Here is an 18,787-nt window from a genome sequence, read left to right on the forward strand (position 1 = left end):
TCACCGTTCGTCGTGGTCGCTGCCGCCGAGCGCGGCGTCTTCGAGTTCGCGCAGGATGTGCTCCTCGACCAGGTCGGCGAGGGCGGAGACGGTGCGCGCGGTCAGGATGTCCCGGGGCGTCAGGTCGACGGCGAACGCCTCCTTGGCCCGGGAGGCGATCAGCAGACTGCGCACCGAGTCACCGCCCAGGGCGAAGAACTCGTCCTCCGCGCCGACCGGTGTGACCCCCAGCACCTCCGACCAGATCTCCGCGAGGACCTCCTCGGTCGGGGTGCGCGGGGCGATGTGGCCGGCCGGCGCGCGCACGGTGGCGGGGCCGGGCGCGGGCAGCGCCGCGCGGTCGGTCTTGCCGTTCTCGGTGAGCGGCAGCCGGTCCAGCACGACGAACGCCGACGGGACCATCGGGCCCGGAAGCGTCCGGCCCAGATGGGTGCGCAGCTCCGGGTCGGCCGGGGCGCCCGCCCCGGGCGCGAGGACCAGATGGGCCACCAGCCGGCGCGCCCCGGGCTCGTCCTCCCGCACCGTCACCACGGCCTCCGCGATGGCGGGGTGGCCGCACAGGGCGGTCTCCACCTCACCGGCCTCGATGCGATGGCCGTGCAGTTTGAGCTGGTGGTCGACGCGCCCCAGGTGGTGCAGGCGGCCCCGGGCGTCGTAGCGGGCGAGGTCGCCGGTGCGGTACATCCGCGAGCCGGGCGGCCCGAAGGGGTCGGCCATGAAGCGGGCCGCGGTCAGTCCGGGGCGGCCCAGATAGCCGCGGGCCAGCGACGGGCCGCTGATCCACACCTCGCCGGGCACGCCCACCGGCACCGGGCGCAGCCGCGCGTCCAGCAGGTGGACACGGGTGTTGGGGAGGGGCCGCCCGATCGGCGGCGGGGCGCCGTCGGGGGCGAGCGGCTCGGACCAGGTGGCCACCACGGTGGTCTCGGTGGGCCCGTACGCGTTGATCATGCGGTGGTGCGGGGCCCAGCGGGCGGCCAGCTCCGCGCCGCAGGCGTCCCCTCCGACGATCAGCGTCCGCAGCTCGGGCAGCTCCCGTTCGGTGCCGGCGGGCAGCGTCGCCAGGGCGGCGGGCGGGATGAGGGTGTGGGTGATCCGCTGCCGCCGCAGGACGTCCGCGAGATGGCCGCCCAGCAGCGGACCGGGCTCGGGCACCACCAGGGCGGCCCCGGACGGCAGCGCCATGCACAGCTCCAGGACGGAGGCGTCGAAGCCGGGCGAGGAGAACGACAGGACCCGGTCGCCCGGCCGCACCTTAAAGTGCTCGGCCTCGGCGGTGGCGAAGCTCGCGATCCCGCGGTGGGTGACGACCACTCCCTTGGGGGTTCCGGTGGACCCGGAGGTGTAGATCACATAGGCCGCATCGTCCGGGTGCACGGCGCGCGGGCGGTCCGCGTCCGTGGGGCGGTGGGCCGGTTCGTCCGGGGCCAGGGTCTCGGCGGCCCGCTCGATCACCACGTGCGGGGCGGAGTCCTTGAGCATCAGCTCGACGCGCTCGGCCGGGTAGTCGGGGTCGATGGGCAGATAGCCGCCCCCGGCCTTGGCCACCGCGAGCCGGGCGACGACGGACTCCACCGACCGGGGCAGGACCAGCGCGACGATCCGCCCGGGGCCCACGCCATGCCGGATGAGGCGGTGGGCGAGGCGGTTGGCGCGGGCGTCCAGCTCCGCGTAGGTCAGCCGCAGGTCCGGGGAGTCCACCGCCGGTGCGTGCGGCCGGCGGTCCACCGCCGCCTCGAAGAGTTCGGCCAGGGTCGCGTGGGGCACCGGGCGGGCGGTGTCGTTCCAGTCCACCAGGAGCCGGCGGCGCTCGGCGGCCGGGAGGACGTCGATCCGGTCCGGCGGCGAGTCGTCGCCGGCCGTGGCGAGCGCGCCGAGGAGATGGACGAGCCGGTCCGCGAGCGCCTCGGCGGTGGACTCCTCGAACAGCCGCGGGTCGTAGCCGAGTTCCACGGACAGTTCGGATCCGGGCGAGACCACCACGGTCAGCGCGTAGTTGGTGGACTCCAGGGCGTGCAGATCGCGCACCCGCAGCCCGTGCTCGGCCGCGGCGGCGCTGTTGATGGGGTAGTTCTCGAACACCACCAGGCTCTCGAACAGGTCCACCCCGCCCGGCACCTCGCTCCAGCCCTGGAGCTGGGCCAGCGACACATGGCCGAAGCCGCGCGCGTCCGCCTGCTCGGTCTGGAACTCCCGCAGCCAGGCGGCCGTGCCCACCGTGTCCGGCACCGTGCAGCGCACCGGGAGGGTGGTGATGAAGATGCCGGTGATGTCGTCCGCGCCCGGCAGCTCCGTCGGCCGCCCGGAGACCGTCGCCCCGAAGCAGATGTCCGGCTCGCCGCTCAGCCGGGAGAGCAGCAGCGCCCAGGCGCCCTGCACGACGGTGTTGAGCGTGAGCCGGTGCCGTCGGGCGAAGTCCTCAACGGCGGCGGTGTCCCGCTCACCGAGCCGGTGCGAGAGCCACCGGGAGGACCGGGTGGCCAGCTCCGGTGTCGGCCTGCGGTCGTAGGGGAGCGCAGTGGGGGTGGTGAAGCCCGCCAGGACCCGCCGCCAGTGCGCCTCGGCCCGCGTCCGGTCCTGACGGCCCAGCCAGGCCACGTAGTCCGCGAACGGCCGGCGGCCCGGCAGCCTCGGGCGCTCCCCGGCGGCCAGGGCGGCATGGGCGGCGAAGACGTCGCCGAGCACCTGGAAGACGCTCCACCCGTCCAGCAGCACATGGTGGAAGGTCCACACCACCCGCACCTCGGCGGGGGAGAGCCGGGCCAGGGTGACGCGGAGCAGCGGGGCCGCGGTGAGATCGATCCCCCGGGCGCGGTCCTGATCCAGCAGCCGCTCCAGCGCGGCCGTCCGCTCGTCCTCGCCGAGGCCGCTCCAGTCGAGTTCCTCGACCGGTACGGCCGCGGTGCGGCGGACGATCATCAGCGGCTCGGACACCCCGTGCACCACCACCTCGCCGCGCAGCACCGGGGTGCGGTCCACGACGTGCCGCCAGGCGGCGGCCAGCACGCCCAGGTCGCCCACCCCGTCCAGCACGAAGGTCGCCTGCTCCACATAGAGCCCCTGGTCGCGCTGGGCCAGTGCGTGGAAGACCAGCCCGGCCTGGGTCGGGGTCAGCGGATGGATCTCGGCCACGTCCCGGCCGTCGCCCGCCAGCCGGTCGACGGTCTCCTGGTCCAGCGCGGCCAGCGGGAAGTCCGAGGGCGTCCGTCCGCCCGCGCCGGGGCGGGTGCACAGCGCCACGATCGCCCGCAGCTCCGCCACCATCTCCTCGGCGAGCCGGCGCACCGTGGCGCGCCGGTGCAGCGACCGGGAGTAGGACCAGCTCAGCTCGAGCCGCCGGTCGGTCACCCGGCCGACCACATCGAGCAGATGCGGCCGGGGCGCCCGCGGGCTCATGTCGCCCTCCAGACCGCCGGTCAGGGCGTGCAGCAGACCACCCGGCGCGGGCGGCTCCCAGTCCTGCTGCCCGAGGTAGTTGAAGCTGATCCTCGGTTCGGCGGGCAGGCCGGCGGGGGCCGCGCCGGACAGATGGCGCAGCGCCCCGTAGCCCAGGCCGTTCCCCGGAACCGCCCGCAGCCGCTCCTTGACGGCCTTCAGCGTCCGCTCCAGCTCCCCGTCGGCGGGCGCCTCCAGGACGACGGGGAACATGGTCGTGAACCAGCCGACCGTACGGGACAGATCGACCCCCTCGGCGATCTCCTCCCGGCCGTGCCCCTCCAGGGTCACCGCCACCCGGTCCCGGCCGGTCCAGCGGGCGAGCACCCGCCCCAGGGCGCACAGCAGGACGTCGTTGACCCGGGTCAGATACGCGCCCGGCACCTCCCGCAGCAGCGCCCGGGTCTCCTCGGCGCCGAGTGAGACGGTCACCTCCTCCTCGAAGGCCGCGGTGTTGGGCCCCTCCCCGTCCGTGGGGAGGCCGGTGGGGACGTGGCAGGCCGCCCAGTGGTCGCGTTCGGCGTCGAAGCCCCCGGCGGCGGTGTGGTCGCTCAAGTGCCGCGCCCAGGTGCGGAACGACGTGGTCTTGGGACCCGGCTCGGCGGCCCGGCCCGCCACGAGGTGCCGGTAGGCGGTGTCCAGGTCCTCCAGCACGATGCGCCAGGAGACCGCGTCGACCACCAGGTGGTGGGCCGTCAGCAGCAGCACGGGCCGGTTTCCCTCGCCGCGGATGAAGAGCGCCGCGCGCAGCAGCGGTCCCCGGGTCAGGTCGAATCCGGCCCGCACCCGCCCGGCCGTCTCCCGCAGCACCGCGTCCCGCCGCCCCGGCTCCACCGAGGACAGGTCGTGGACGTCGAGCGCCGGTTCCTCGGTGTCCGGCGGGGCGTTGTACTGGCGCACCGCGCCGTCCCCGGTCCGCTCGAAGCGCAGCCGCAGGGCGTCGTGGTGGGTCAGCACCGTGGCCAGGGCGGTGCGCAGCGCTCCCTCGTCCACCGGCGCGGTCAGCTCGGCCGTGACCGACTGGGTGAAGTGCTCCGCCGCCTCGGGCAGCCGCTCGAAGAGCCAGTGCTGGATCGGGGTCAGCGGCACCTCCCCGACCACCGGGCCCTGCTCGTGCGCGGCCGCCGCGGCCGGTGCCGCGGATGTGGCCGCGGCCAGGTCCGCCACGGTCTGGTGGACGAACAGATGGCGCGGGGTCAGCTCGATCCCGGCCCGGCGGGCGGCGGAGACGATCTGGATGCTGAGGATGGAATCGCCGCCGAGGGTGAAGTAGTTGTCCTCCACGCCGACCCGCTCCACCCCGAGGACCTCCGCCCAGATGGCGGCGAGGGCCTTCTCGGTCTCCGTACGCGGCTCCACATGGCCGGCGGCGGGGGCCGACCAGACGGGTGCGGGCAGCGCCCGCCGGTCCAGCTTGCCGCTGGGCCCCAGCGGCAGCCGGTCCAGCACGACCACGGCCGAGGGGACCAGGTGGTCCGGCAGGCGGGTGGCGAGGAACGCGCGGAGCGCGGCGGTGTCCACCGGTGCCGAGCCGGGGACCGGCACCACATAGCCGGCCAGGCGCTTGTGACCATCGGTCTCCACCACGGCCGCGGCCGCCTCGGCGACATCGGGGTGGCGCGCCAGCGCCGCCTCCACCTCGCCCAGCTCGATCCGGAAACCGCGCACCTTGACCTGGTCGTCGGTCCGGCCGAGGTACTCCAGCTGCCCCCGCTCGTCCCAGCGGACCAGGTCGCCGGTGCGGTACATCCGGCTGCCCGCGGGGCCGTACGGATCGGCGGTGAACCGCTGCGCGGTGAGCCCCGGCCGGCCGAAGTAGCCCCGGGCCAGGCCCGGCCCGGCCAGATACAGCTCGCCCGGCACACCGACCGGTACCGGCCGCAGCCGCGCGTCCAGGGCGTAGGCGCGGGTGGCCGCGACCGGGGCGCCGATGGGCGGGGTGCGGTCGGGGTCGGCGGGGTCACAGGTCCACGCGGTGGCGTAGACGGTCGCCTCGGTGGGGCCGTAGATGTTCGCCACCCGGCAGCCGGGGACGGCCGCGCGGACCTCCTGGACGGTGCGGGCGGCGAGCCCCTCGCCCGCCAGCACCACGGTGCCGGCCCGCACCGCGACCGACCCCTTGCCGAGGACCTGCCCGAGCGCCGAGGGCACGGCGCTGATCAGGCTCGCCGTCCAGGGGGTGGTGCGCTCGGCCAGGGTGAGCAGATCACGGACGATCTCGACGGAGCCGCCGGCCAGCAGCGGGCAGAGGATCTCGAAGACCGACACGTCGAAGTTGAGCGAGGTCGAGGCCACCACATGGGCGAGCCCCTGGGCGCCGAACTCCTCCCGCGCCCAGGCGGCCAGCGCGGCCACGCTCCGATGGGTGATCACGACGCCCTTGGGCACCCCCGTCGATCCCGAAGTGTGGATGACGTACGCCGGATGGCCGGGGTCCAGCGGGCCGCGCCGCTCGGCGTCGCCGACGTCCCCGGCCGGCAGCCGCGCCAGCCGCCGGCCGCACTCCGCGTCGTCCAGCAGGATCCGGCCGCCCGGCCCGGCGGGCACGCGGTCCGCCGACTCCCCGGTGGTCACCACCGTGTCCGGGGCGATGTCGCCCAGCATGAAGGCGATGCGCTCGGCCGGGTACGCCGGGTCGACCGGGAGGTAGGCCGCCCCGCTCTTGAGCACCGCCAGCACGGCCACCACCAGCTGAGGTGTGCGCGGCAGCACCAGGGCCACGAAGCGCTCCGGACCGGCGCCCGAGGCGATCAGCAGCCGGGCGAGCCGGTTGGCGCGCTCGTTCAGCTCCCGGTAGGTCAGCGGTCCGCCGTCGCCCAGCACCGCCACCGCGTCCGGGGTACCGGCCGCCCGCGCCTCGAAGAGCGCGGGCAGCACCGCGTGCGGCGCGGCCGCGACCGGGCCGCCGAACTCCTCGAGGATCGCGCGCGCAGCGGCCTCGCCGATCAGCGGCAGTTCGTCCAGCCGGCGCTCCGGACCGGCCGCCATCTGCTCCAGCAGCTCCCGCAGACAGCCGCCCAGCCGCTCGATCGTCGGGGCGTCGAAGGCCGCCGGGTCGTAGTCCAGCGAGATCGACAGCCGCTCCTCGGGCGCCACCACCACGCTGAGCGGATAGCTGGTGGGCTCCAGGTCCCGCTCCTGCCGCAGGCCCAGGCCGTGCGCCGCGATGGCCTCGCCGTCGAACGGGTAGTTCTCGAAGACCACGATGGAGTCGAAGAGGTTCACCCCGCCGGGCACCTCGCTCCAGCCGCCCAGCTGGGCCAGGGACACGAAGTCGAAGAGCCGGGCCTCGGACTGCGCCGACTGCAGCTCCCGCAGCCACGCAAGCAGCGGACTGCCGCCCGCCACCCGCACCCGGGTGGGGACGGTGTTGATGAACACCCCGACCATGGACTCGACGCCCGGCAGCGCGGCCGGCCGCCCCGAGACGGTGGTGCCGAAGCACACGTCGTCGGTCCCGCCGTACCGGGACAGCAGCAGCGCCCAGGCGCCCTGCACCACCGTGTTCATCGTCAGCCCGGCCCGCCGCGCGGTCGTCCGCAGCCGGGCGGACTCCTCGGCGCCGAGGGTGACCCGGTGCGAGCCCGACGAGGCGCTGCGGTGCGCCCCCGACGGGGGCCGGTCCCACGGCAGCCCGGTGGGCGAGGTGAACCCCGCCAGCGCCGTACGCCAGTACCGCTCGGCCTCCGCGGTGTCCTGCTCGCCGAGCCAGCCGAGGTACTCGCGGAACGGCCGCCGGGCGGGCACCACCGGCGTCCGGCCCGCGGTGAGCGCCGCGTATCGCTCGCACACCTCGTCGAAGACCTGCGCCGCGCTCCAGCCGTCGAGCAGCACATGGTGGAAGGTCCAGACGATCCGGACCTCCTCGGCGGACAGCCGGATCAGCGCCAGCCGCATCAGCGGCGCGGTGGCCAGGTCGATCCCCTCGGCCCGGTCCTGGTCGAGCAGGCGGCGCAGCTCGGCCTCGCGCCACTCCTCCGGCCGCCGCGTCCAGTCGTGGTGGACGATCCGGGGCGCCGCCCGGCCCATCACGACCTGGAGCGGCTCCGGGGTGTCCGCCCACACCAGACGGGTGCGCAGGATGGGGTTGGCGGCCACCGTGCGCCGCCACGCGGTGTCCAGCGCCCGCGGATCGCCCACCCCGGTCAGCGTCAGCTGGACCTGGTTGACATAGGCGTCCGAGGCCGGCTCCATCAGCCCGTGGAACAGCATCCCGGCCTGCATCGGGGTCAGCGGATAGATGTCCTCGACCGCCCGGCCGTCGCCGGCGATCCGGTCCACCGCCGCCTGGTCCAGCCGGGCCAGCGGGAAGTCCGACGGGGTACGGCCGCCGGCCGCGGGGCCGGCGCAGTGGCCGATGATCTCCTCCAGGGCGCCGAGCATGGCCCGCGCCAGCCCGGTCACCGTCTCCTCGGTGTGCGTCCCCGTGCCGTAGTACCAGGTGATCTCCAGGCACCGCCGCTCCACCCGGCCCACCACGTCCAGCAGATGCGCCCGGACGGTGTCGGGCGCGGCGTCACCGCCCAGCCCGCCGCGTACGGTGCGGACCAGACCGGTGTCCGCACCGGCGGCCCAGTCGAACTGCCCGAGGTAGTTGAAGCTGATGCCGGGTTCCGCCGCGTCCCCGAGCCCCGAGGCGGGGGCCAGATGGCGCAGCGCGCCGTAGCCGATGCCGCGGGCCGGCACCGCCCGCAGCTGTTCCTTGACGGACTTCAGCGTCTCGCCCCAGCCGTCCTCGGGCAGGTCGAGGGCGACCGGATACAGGCTGGTGAACCAGCCGACGGTGCGGGACAGGTCCACCCCGTCCAGCAGATGCTCCTCCCGGCCGTGGCCCTCCAGGTCCACGGCGATCCGGCGCCGCCCGGTCCAGTGGCCGAGCACCCGGCCCAGCGCGGCGAGCAGCACATCGTCCACCCGGGTGCGGTAGACCCCGGGGACCTGCCGCAGCAGCGCGTCGGTCCGCTCCCGGTCCAGCCGGACGGTGACCGACGCCATGGACGCCACCGTGTTGTCCCCCTCGCCGTCGCCGTCCAGGGGCAGCCGCGCCGCGCACTCCTGCGCCACCGCCCGCCAGTGGGGGAGTTCGGCGTCGAAACCGCCGGCGGCGGTGTGCGCGGCCAGCCGCCGCGACCAGTCGCGCACCGAGGTGGTGCGGGGGCCGAGGTCGGCTCGTCCGCCCGCGCGCACCTGCTGGTAGGCGGTGTTCAGATCCTCCAGCAGCACCCGCCAGGAGACCCCGTCCACCACCAGGTGGTGGGCGGTCAGGAAGAGCGTGGGCCGCCGCCCCGCTCCGGACCGGAACAGCCGCGCGGCCAGCAGCGGTCCCCGCGCCAGGTCGAACCCGGCCTGCGCCTCGGCCATCGCCGCGTCCTCGGCGGCCCGCCGCTCCCGCGCGCCCAGCCCCGACAGGTCGTACTCCCGCAGGGGCGCCGGGGCCGCCGGGTCCGGCGCCGGGCAGTACGGGCGCAGGCTGCCGTCCGCGCCGGGCGTGAACCGCGTCCGCAGCGCGTCATGGTGGACCAGCAGCGCATCCAGCGCCGCGCGGAGCGCACCGGGGTCCGGGTCCCGGTGCAGTTCGACGACCACGGACTGGTTGAAGTGGCCGGGCCGGCCCGGCCGCGTGCCGAGGAACCAGTGCTGGATCGGGGTGAGCGGCAGCTCGCCGGTCACCGGCCCGGTGTCGGCGGCGGGTGGCGCGGTGGGGGTGGTGACGGCAGCGAGCGAGGCGATGGTGGGGTGCCGGAACAGCTCCCGGGGGGTGAGGGCCAGCCCCGCCTGCCGGGCGCGGGAGGCCACCTGGATGCTGAGGATCGAATCCCCGCCCAGCTGGAAGAAGTCGTCCTCCGCGCCGATCCGCTCCCGGCCCAGCAGGGTGCCCCAGATCTCCGCGAGGGCCCGCTCGGCATCGGTGCGGGGCGCCACGTACCGCGCCGTCCCGGCCGCCGGATCGGGCGCGGGCAGCCGGCGGCGGTCCACCTTGCCGTTGCGGGTGAGCGGCAGCGCGTCAAGGGTGACGAACACCGCGGGCACCATGTAGTCCGGCAGCACACCGCCCAGGAAGGACCGCAGTTCCTCGGCCGCGGGCGGCGCGCCCTGGCCGGCCGGCACCACATAGCCGGTCAGCAGCGCGCGCCCGCCCGCGCGGGAGAGCGTCACGACCGCCTCCGCCACGGCCTCGTGGCGGGCCAGCGCGGTCTCGATCTCCCCCGGCTCGATACGGAAGCCCCGGACCTTCAGCTGGTCGTCGGCGCGGCCCACGAAGCGCAGTTCACCGTCGTCGGTCCAGGCCACGATGTCCCCGGTGCGGTACATCCGGGAGCCGGGCGGCCCGTACGGATCGGCCAGGTACCGCCCGGCGGTGGCGCCGGGGCGGCCGTGGTAGCCGCGCGCCACCCCGGCGCCCGCGATGTGCAACTCCCCGGGGACGCCGGGCGGTTGCGGCTGGAGGGCGCCGTCGAGGACGTAGACGCGGGTGTTGTCCAGCGGCCGTCCGATGGGCAGCGCGGAGGGCAGCTCCTCCCCGGCGCAGAACGGGCGCCGGGTGGCGAACGTCGTGGTCTCGGTGGGCCCGTAGCCGTCCACCACCGTCAGCTCCGGGCAGGCCGCGAGCACCCGGCGCACCGCGGCGGCGGGCACCGCCTCACCGCCGGTCCACACCTCCCGGACGCCCCGCAGACAGTCCGGCGCCTCCTGCGCGAGCAGCCGGAACAGCCCCGCGGTCAGCCACAGGCAGCTCACCTTGTGCACCCCGATCGCCCGGCGCACGGTGTCCGCGTCCAGCTCCCCGGCGGGCGCCAGCACCGCCCGGCCGCCGCGCAGCAGCGGCACCCACAGCTCATAGGTGGAGGCGTCGAACGCCTGGGGCGAGTGCACCAGCACCCGGTCGTGGGCCGCGAACGCGCGGTCCGCGACGAGGGCGGTCACATCGCGGTGGCGCACCGCGACCCCCTTGGGCCGTCCGGTGGAGCCGGAGGTGAACATCAGGTACAGGGCGTTGTCGGGGGAGAGCGCCACGCGCGGCGGCCGCGACGGGCCGTCGTCACCGTCGCCTCCGCCGCCGGACTCCACCACCAGGGTCCGCCCGGCGGCCGCGATGTCTGCCGCCGTGCGCTGCCAGGCCCGGTCGGTCAGCAGCACCTCCGCTCCCGCCTCCGCCAGCACCCCGCGCAGCCGGTCCCCGGGGGCGCGGGTGTCCAGCGGTACGTACACCCCGCCGGCCTTGACGACCGCCAGCAGCGCCACCACCAGCGCCACGGACCGGTCCATCAGCACGGCCACCGGGCGCTCCGGTCCGACGCCCTGTGCGACGAGCCGGTGGGCCAGCCGGTTGGCGCGCGCATCCAGCTCCCGGTAGCTCACCGGGCCGTCCGCGCCGTCCAGGGCCGTCGCGTCCGGCGCGCACCGCACCCGGTCGGCGAACAGCCCGGCCACCGTGGCCTCGGGCAGCGGGACGGCGGTGTCGTTCCACTCGTGGAGCACCTGGCGGCGGCGTTCGGGGGTGAGCATCGGCAGCCGCGCGGGCGCCCGGTCCGGGCCGTCGGCCATGGCCGTCAGCACCACCGTCAGCTGCTCCGCCATCCGCCGGACGGTGGCCTCCTGGAACAGCGCCGGGTCGTAGCCGAGCCGCAGTCCCAGCTCCGCACCGGGGTAGACCACCAGGGACAGCGGGTAGTTGGTGGTCTCCACGCCGTCCAGCTCCCGCAGGGCGAGGCCGTGCGCGGCGGCGAGGTCCCCGCCGACCGGATAGTTCTCGAAGACCACGAGGGAGTCGAAGAGGTTCACCCGCTCGGGCAGACCGGTGAAGGACCGCAGCCGGGTGAGCGGCACGAAGTCGAACCGCCGGTCCTCGGTCTGCCCGGCCTGCACCGCGCTCAGCCACGCCGTCAGGGTGCCGCCGGCCGGCACCGTGAGCCGGGTCGGCACGGTCGTGATGAACAGCCCGTTCATCGACTCCACGCCCAAAAGCTCCGGGGGCCGCCCGGAGACCGTGGTCCCGAAGACGACGTCGTCGCGGCCCGACTGCCGGGCCAGCAGCAGCGCCCACGCCCCCTGCACCACGGTGTTCAGGGTGAGCCCCGCGCCCCGGGCCAGGGCGTCCAGCCGGCGGGTGGTGTCGGCGGACAGGGCGACGCGGAGGCCCTCGGTGGACTCGGCGCGGTGGGTCTCGGTGGGCTCCCGGTCGTACGGCAGCGGGGTGGGCTCGGTGAGGCCGGCGAGCCGGGCCCGCCAGTGTTCCTCGGCCCGGACCTCGTCGCGCTCCCGCAGCCACGCCACATAGTCGCCGAACGGGCGGCGGCCGGGCAGACCGGAGGCCATGGCCGGGCCGGACGCGCCCTCGCGCGCGCGAGCGTGGCAGTGGAAGACGTCGGAGAGCACCTGGAAGAGGCTCCAGCCGTCCAGGATCAGATGATGGAAGGTCCACACCACCTGGACCTCGGTGTCCGACAGACGGGCCAGCGCCAGCCGCGTCAGCGGTGCGGTGGCCAGGTCCAGACCGCGCTCCCGGTCCGCGGCGAGGAATCTCCGCAAGCGCTCCCGTCGCCCGTCCGGTCCGGACAGCCGGCTCCAGTCGAGCAGGGTCACCGGGATCCGGGCCCCGCGCTCCACCACCTGGACCGGCTCGGGCACCCCGGCCCACACCGCGCGGGCGCGCAGCACCTGCGTTGCGTCGGCGACCCGCTGCCAGGCCGCGGCCAGCGCCGCCGGATCGGGCACCCCGTCCAGGACGAAGGTGAGCTGCTGGACGTAGGCGCGCCGGTCGTCCTGGGCCAGGGAGTGGAACAGCATGCCCGCCTGGGTGGGGGTGAGCGGGTAGATGTCCTCCACCGTGCTGCCGTCCCCCGCCAGCCGGTCCACGGTGGCCTGGTCGAGGGCGGCGAGCGGGAAGTCGGAGGGGGTGCGGCCGCCCGCGCCGGGCGCGCTGCCGTGCCGGGCGATCTCGCACAGCGCCGCGCGGAACTCCTCGGCGAGCCGCCCGACCGTCTCCGCCCGGTGCAGGTTCTGTGAGTAGAACCAGGTGAAGACCAGGACGCCGTCCTCGACCCGGCCCACCACCTCCAGCGGATGCGGGCGCGCCGCGGCCGGGTCGGCGTCCAGGGACAGTTCCCGGTCCAGGCCGCGGAAGAGCCCGTCGTCACCGCCCGGCGGCTCGAACCGGCCGAGGTAGTTGAAGCTGATCCCGGCCGTGGGACCGTCGGCCAGGCCCGCGCCGCCGAGCAGATGGCGCCGCACCCCGTAGCCCAGACCGCGCCGCGGCACGGCCCGCATCTGCTCCTTGACGGACTTCAGCACCTCGCCCCAGCCGCCGTCCGGCAGGTCGAGCGCCACCGGGAAGCGGGTGGTGAACCAGCCGACCGTACGGGAGAGGTCCAGGTCCGCGAAGAGCTCCTCGCGGCCGTGGCCCTCCACGTCCACCGGGACCCGGTCCCGTCCGGTCCAGCGGTGCAGCACCCGGGCCAGCGCGCTCAGCAGCACGTCGTTCGCCTGCGTCCGGTAGACCTCGGGCAGCGTCTGGAGCAGCGTGGCCGTCTCGTCCGGGCCGAGCCGGACGGTGACCGACCGGGCCGAGGCATAGGTGTTGGCCCCCTGGCGGTCCGTCGGCAGCGAGGGGTCACCGGTCCCGGCCGGACCGGTCCAGTACGCCTCCTCGTCGGCGAACCCCCCGTCCTGGGCGTGGGCGTTCAGCCGCAGCGCCCAGTGGCGCAGCGGGGAGGACTTGGGCGGAAGCCCGGCCCCCTCGGCCCCGGCCCCCTCGGCCCCGGCGCCCTCGGTTTCGGCCCCCTGCCGGCAGGTGCCGTAGGCGTTGCTCAGGTCCTCCAGCAGCACGCGCCAGGACACCCCGTCCACGATGGCGTGGTGGACGGTGAGGTGGAGGACCGGCCGTTGCCCTGCGTCCCGGTCGAGCACCGCGCGCATCAGCGGCCCCTCGGCCAGGTCGAAGCCGCCCAGATGCGCGCCGCCGGTCGTAAGCGGTACGCGGATGGCCCCCGCCTCCTCGATCCGCTGGTACCAGCCGTCGCCCCGCCGGTGGAACCGGGAGCGCAGGGCGTCATGGTGGGCCACCAGCGCGTCCAGGGCGTGGCGCAGCGCGTCCTCGTCCACGTCCTCGGGCAGCACCAGGGAGATCGTCTGGTTGAAGTGCCCGGCCCGCTCGGGGTCGCAGGTGAACAGCCAGTGCTGGATCGGGGTCAGCGGCAGCTCCCCGGTGGCCTTCGCGTCCCCGTCGGAGCCGGGCGGCCCGGCCGGGGCCGCGGTGGTGTCCAGGTGCAGGGCCAGCGCGGCGACCGTCTGGTGGCGGTAGACATCGCGCGAGGTGACCGCGAGGCCGGCCCGCCGGGCCTGGGAGACCAGCTGGATGCTGAGGATCGAATCGCCGCCGAGGGAGAAGAAGTTGTCCTCCACCCCCACCCGCGCCACCCGCAGGACCCGCGCCCAGACCGTGGCCAGGGTCCGCTCGGTGGCGGTCCGGGGCGCCACATAGCCCGGTGCCGCGGCCTCGGCCCAGTCCGGTTCGGGCAGCCGGCCGCGGTCCAGCTTGCCGTTGGGGCCCAGCGGCATCCGCTCCAGGACCAGGACGGCCGCGGGCACCATGTAGTCGGGCAGCGAACGCCGCAGGAACCGCCGCAGCCCCGCCGGGTCCGGTGCGGTGCCGGCAGCGGCCACCACATAGGCGATCAGCCGCTGGTGACCGTCCGTCTCGCGGGCCACCGCGGCCGCCTCGGCGATGTCGGGGTGGCGCAGCAGCGCTGTCTCCACCTCGCCCAGTTCGATGCGGAAGCCGCGGATCTTCACCTGGTCATCGGCCCGGCCCAGGTACTCCAACGCACCGTCGGCGGTCCAGCGGACCAGGTCGCCGGTGCGGTACATCCGGCTGCCGGGCGGCCCGAAGGGGTCGGCGACGAACCGCCGGGCGGTCAGACCGGGCCGCCGCAGATAGCCCCGGGCCAGGCCCTGCCCGCCGAGATACAGCTCACCGGTCACCCCGGGCGGCACCAGGCGGTGCGTGGGGTCCAGGACGTAGGCGCGGGCGCCCGCGACCGGCCGGCCGATCGGCGGGGCCTGCGCCGGCGCCTCGCCGTCGCAGAACCAGGCGGTGGCGTACACCGTCGCCTCGGTCGGCCCGTACAGATTGGCGATCCGGCAGGACGGCACGGCCCGGCGGATGTCCCGTACGGTCTGCGCGGGCAGCGCCTCGCCCGCCAGCACGACGGTCCGGGCCACGGCCGCCGAGGGGTCCTCGCCCAGCAGCCGGGAGAATACCGAGGGCACCCCGCTGAGCAGCCCCTTCGCCTGCGGCCGCCCCTCGGGGTCGGTGAGGGCGAGCAGGTCCCGCACCACTTCCACGCTGCCGCCGGCCAGCAGCGGGCAGAGGATCTCGAACACCGACACATCGAAGTTGAGCGAGGTGGCGGCGACCACATCGGTCAGCCCCTCCTGCCCGAACTCCGCCTCGGCCCAGGCCGCGAGCCCCGCCACACCGCGGTGGGTGGCCACCACGCCCTTGGGCCGGCCGGTCGACCCCGAGGTGTAGATGACGTACGCGGGATGGGCCGGGTGCAGCGGACGGGTCCGTTCGGCGTCGGTGAGGTCGCCGTCCGCGAGGCCGTCCAGCTCGGCGCGGACCGCCGGGTCGTCCAGCACCAGCGGTTCGGCGTCGGCGGGCAGCGCGCCGGCCGCCCCGGTGGTGGTGAGGATCGTCGAGGGCGCGGCGTCGGCCAGCATGAACGCGATGCGCTCGGCCGGATAGCCGGGGTCCACCGGCAGATACCCGGCGCCCGCCTTGAGCACCGCCAGCAGGACGACGGCGAGCTCGGCCGAGCGGGGCAGGGCCAGGGCCACCAGCCGCTCGGGACCGGCGCCCCGGGCGATCAGCAGCCGGGCCAGCCGGTTGGCGCGCCGGTTCACCTCGTCGTAGGAGAGGCTGGTCGCCCCGCAGGTCACGGCGGTGACCGTGCGGCGCCGCACCACCTGGGCGGCGAACAGAGCGGGCAGGGTGGTGTCGACGGCCGGCTGGTGGGGTCCGTTCCAGGCGTCGAGCAGGGCATGCCACTCGGCGTCGGCCAGCATCCGCAGCTCGGCCAGGGTGGCGCCCGGATCGGCCACCATGGCGGTCAGCAGCCGGTGCAGATGCCCGGCCATCCGCTCGATCGTGGCGGCCTCGAACAGATCGGAGTTGAACTCGACGGTCAGCCCCAGCGAGCCGTCGTCACGGGGCGAGAACTCCAGCACCAGGTCGAAGCGCGCGGCGGGGCGCGGCAGCGGGTGCTCGGTGATCCGCACACCCGCCGCCTCCTGGGCGGGCACCATGGCGCTCTGCTGGACGACCAGCGCCTGCACCAGCGGAGTGCGGCTGGGGTCGCGGCGCGGGGCCAGCTCCTCGACGACCCGCTCGAACGGCAGCCGGTCATGGGCGAAGGCGTCCAGCACCGTCTCGCGCATCGCGTCCAGGAACCGCTCGACCGTGCTGTCCGCGTCGACGTCGGCGCGCAGCACCAGGGTGTTGACGAAGAATCCGGCGACCGACTCCAGCTCCGTGCGGTGGCGTCCGGCGGTGACGGTGCCGAAGGCGATGTCCCGCTGGCCCGAGTAGCGGGCGAACAGCACCGCGACGGCGGCCGCGAGCAGCGTGAACGGTGTGGTGTCCCGCTGCCTGCCGAGCCGGGCCAGCCCCGCCACCAGCTCGGCGGGCAGCTCATGGCGGTGCACCGCGCCCGCCGTGGTGCGCACCGGCGGCCGGGGCCGGTCGGTGGGCAGCTCCAGCGTCTGCATCCCGGCGAGCCGGTCCCGCCAGTACGCCAGGTCGGCGTCCTGGCGGGCGGGGGCGGGGCGGCTCCGCTCCCAGACCGCGAAGTCCGGGTACTGGAGCGCGGGCCCGGGGAGCCCGGCATCGTCTCCGGACACCTCGGCGGCGTAGAGCGCGGCCAGTTCGCGCACCAGCAGTCCGACCGACCAGCCGTCGGTGACGATGTGATGCTGCGCCAGCAGCAGGACGTGGTCCGCGTCGCCGAGCCGGATCAGCAGCGCCCTGGTCAGCGGCCCCCGCTGAAGGTCGTAGGGGCGGCTCAGCTCCCTGGTCAGCGTGTGCTCCAGTGCCTCGGCGCGCCGCCGCGCCGGATGCCCGCCGAGGTCGATCCGGCCCAGGGGGACGGTCCCGTGCTCGGCCACCCGCTGCACACCGTGCCCGTCCACGGTGGCGAAGGTGGTGCGCAGGGCGTCGTGGCGGGCGGCGAGCCGGTCCAGCGCCCGGCGCAGGGCGGCCGGGTCCAGCGGGCCGTCGAGCCGCAGTCCGGTCCCGGTGTTGTACTCGGTTCCGCCGGAGGTCAGATCGTTCAGGAACCACAGCCGCCGCTGGGCGGAGGACAGCGGCAGCGGACCCCCGCGCGGCGCGGGCGGGATCGGCTGCTCTGACACCTCTGATGCTTCTGACGCCTCGCCTGCTTGGGACGGGCCGGCGGCCCCAGCGGGCAGCCGGCCGGCCAGCCGCGCCACCGTCCCGGCGTCGAGCAGGTCGCGCAGCGACAGCTCCGCGCCCAGTTCGGCCCGGACGCGGGCCAGCAGCCGCACCCCGAGGAGGGAGTCGCCGCCCAGGCCCAGGAAGTCGTCCGTCACGCCCACGGTGTCCACCGGCAGCACCTCGGCCCAGATGCGGGTCAGGGTCTCCTCGGCCGGGCTGCGCGGGGCGACATGGCGTACGTCGCCGTCCGGCGCGGAGCGCGGGGCGGGCAGCGCCTGCCGGTCGATCTTGCGGTGCGGGGTGAGGGGGAACGCGTCCAGCACCACATACGCGGACGGCACCATATGCGCCGGCAGCACCCGGGCCGCCGCGGCCCGCACCTCCGCGACCCGCGGCGGGGTTCCTCCGCTGGGCGGCACCACATAGCCGACCAGCCGCTTCTGACCGGGCTCGTCCTCCCGTACGGTGACCACGGCGGCGCCCACCCCGGGATGCCGGGCCAGCGCGGCCTCCACCTCGCCCAGTTCGATGCGGAAGCCGCGTAACTTGACCTGGTGGTCGGCCCGGCCGAGGAATTCCAGCGCACCGTCGGCGGTCCAGCGGGCCAGATCGCCGGTGCGGTACATCCGGGAGCCGGGCGGGCCGAAGGGGCAGGCGGTGAAGCGCTCGGCGGTCAGCCCCGGCCGGCCGAGATAGCCGCGGGCCACCCCGGCGCCGCTGATCCACAGCTCACCGGTGGTGCCGACCGGCACCGGCCGCGCCGCCCCGTCCAGCACGAACACCCGGGTGTTGGGCAGCGGACGGCCGATCGGCGGGGCGCCGGAGCCCGCCGCCAGGGCGTCCGTCCAGGTGGCCACGACCGTGGCCTCCGTCGGACCGTAGGAGTTGACCAGCCGCCGGCCCGGCGCCCACAGGTCCACCAGATCGGCGGGGCAGGCCTCCGCGCCCACGATCAGGGTGCGGAGGCCGGGCAGCCCGTCGTGGAGCTCCTCCGGCGGCACGGTGGCCAGCGCCGCCGGCGGGATCAGGGCATGGGTGACCCGCCGCTCCCGTAGCACCGCGGCCAGTTCGGCCCCCAGCAGGGGCCCCTCGGGGGGCACCACCAGCGCCGCCCCGGCGAGCAGGGAGGAGCACAGCTCCAGCACGGAGGCGTCGAAACTCGGTGAGGAGAACTGGAGCACCCGGTCGCCCGGCCGGACCCGGTAGTGGGCCGTGGCCGCGGCCGAGAAGTTGCCCAGCCCGGCGTGCGGCACCAGCACGCCCTTGGGCACCCCCGTGGACCCGGAGGTGTAGATGACATACGCGGGATGTCCGGGGAGCAGCGGGCCGAGCCGGTCCCCGTCGCCGGGCGCGTGGTCGGGTCCCGCCCCGGCCGCCGCCTCCCGGATCAGCCGCGGGTCGTCCAGCACGGCCACCGGCCGGGCGTCGGCCAGCATCATGGCGCGGCGCTCCTCGGGGTGCGCCGGGTCGATCGGCAGATAGGCCCCGCCGGCCTTCGCCACCGCGAGCTGGGCCACCACCAGTTCGGCGGAGCGGGGCAGCACCAGGGCCACCACGCGCTCGGGCCCCACGCCCTGCCCGATGAGGCGGTGGGCCAGCCGGTTCGCCCAGACCTCGACCTCGCCGAAGGACCACTCGCGGTCGTTCGCCAGCAGGGCCGGCGCGTCCGGGGTGCGCTCGGCCCATACGGCGAACAGCTCGCCGAGCGGTGCGCGGCTAACGGCACGGTCGGTGGCGTTCCACACCGCCGGGGGCAGGTCCGCGGCGCCGGAGGGTGTGGACACCGCACCGGATGAGGTCTGGTGGTGGTCGGTCATGGTGGATCGGGGCCCTTCAGAGCGGTTGAACGGGCGGGTGTGCGAGGGCTGGGGCCGTGCGGCCGCCGCCGAGCCGGGGCGC

At 75.7% G+C, this 18,787-nt stretch carries 1 protein-coding gene; it reads right to left on the minus strand.

Annotation, left to right across the window (positions count from 1 at the left end):
- The gene (locus PS467_RS36785) at positions 1-18,705 is read right to left on the minus strand and encodes a non-ribosomal peptide synthetase (protein WP_311038873.1); all 18,705 of its coding nucleotides are present in this window, start codon (positions 18,703-18,705) and stop codon (positions 1-3) included.
- Positions 18,706-18,787 lie beyond the last annotated feature (82 nt).

Origin of the sequence: Streptomyces luomodiensis, assembly GCF_031679605.1 — a bacterium.
In the GTDB taxonomy this organism is placed as follows: domain Bacteria; phylum Actinomycetota; class Actinomycetes; order Streptomycetales; family Streptomycetaceae; genus Streptomyces; species Streptomyces luomodiensis.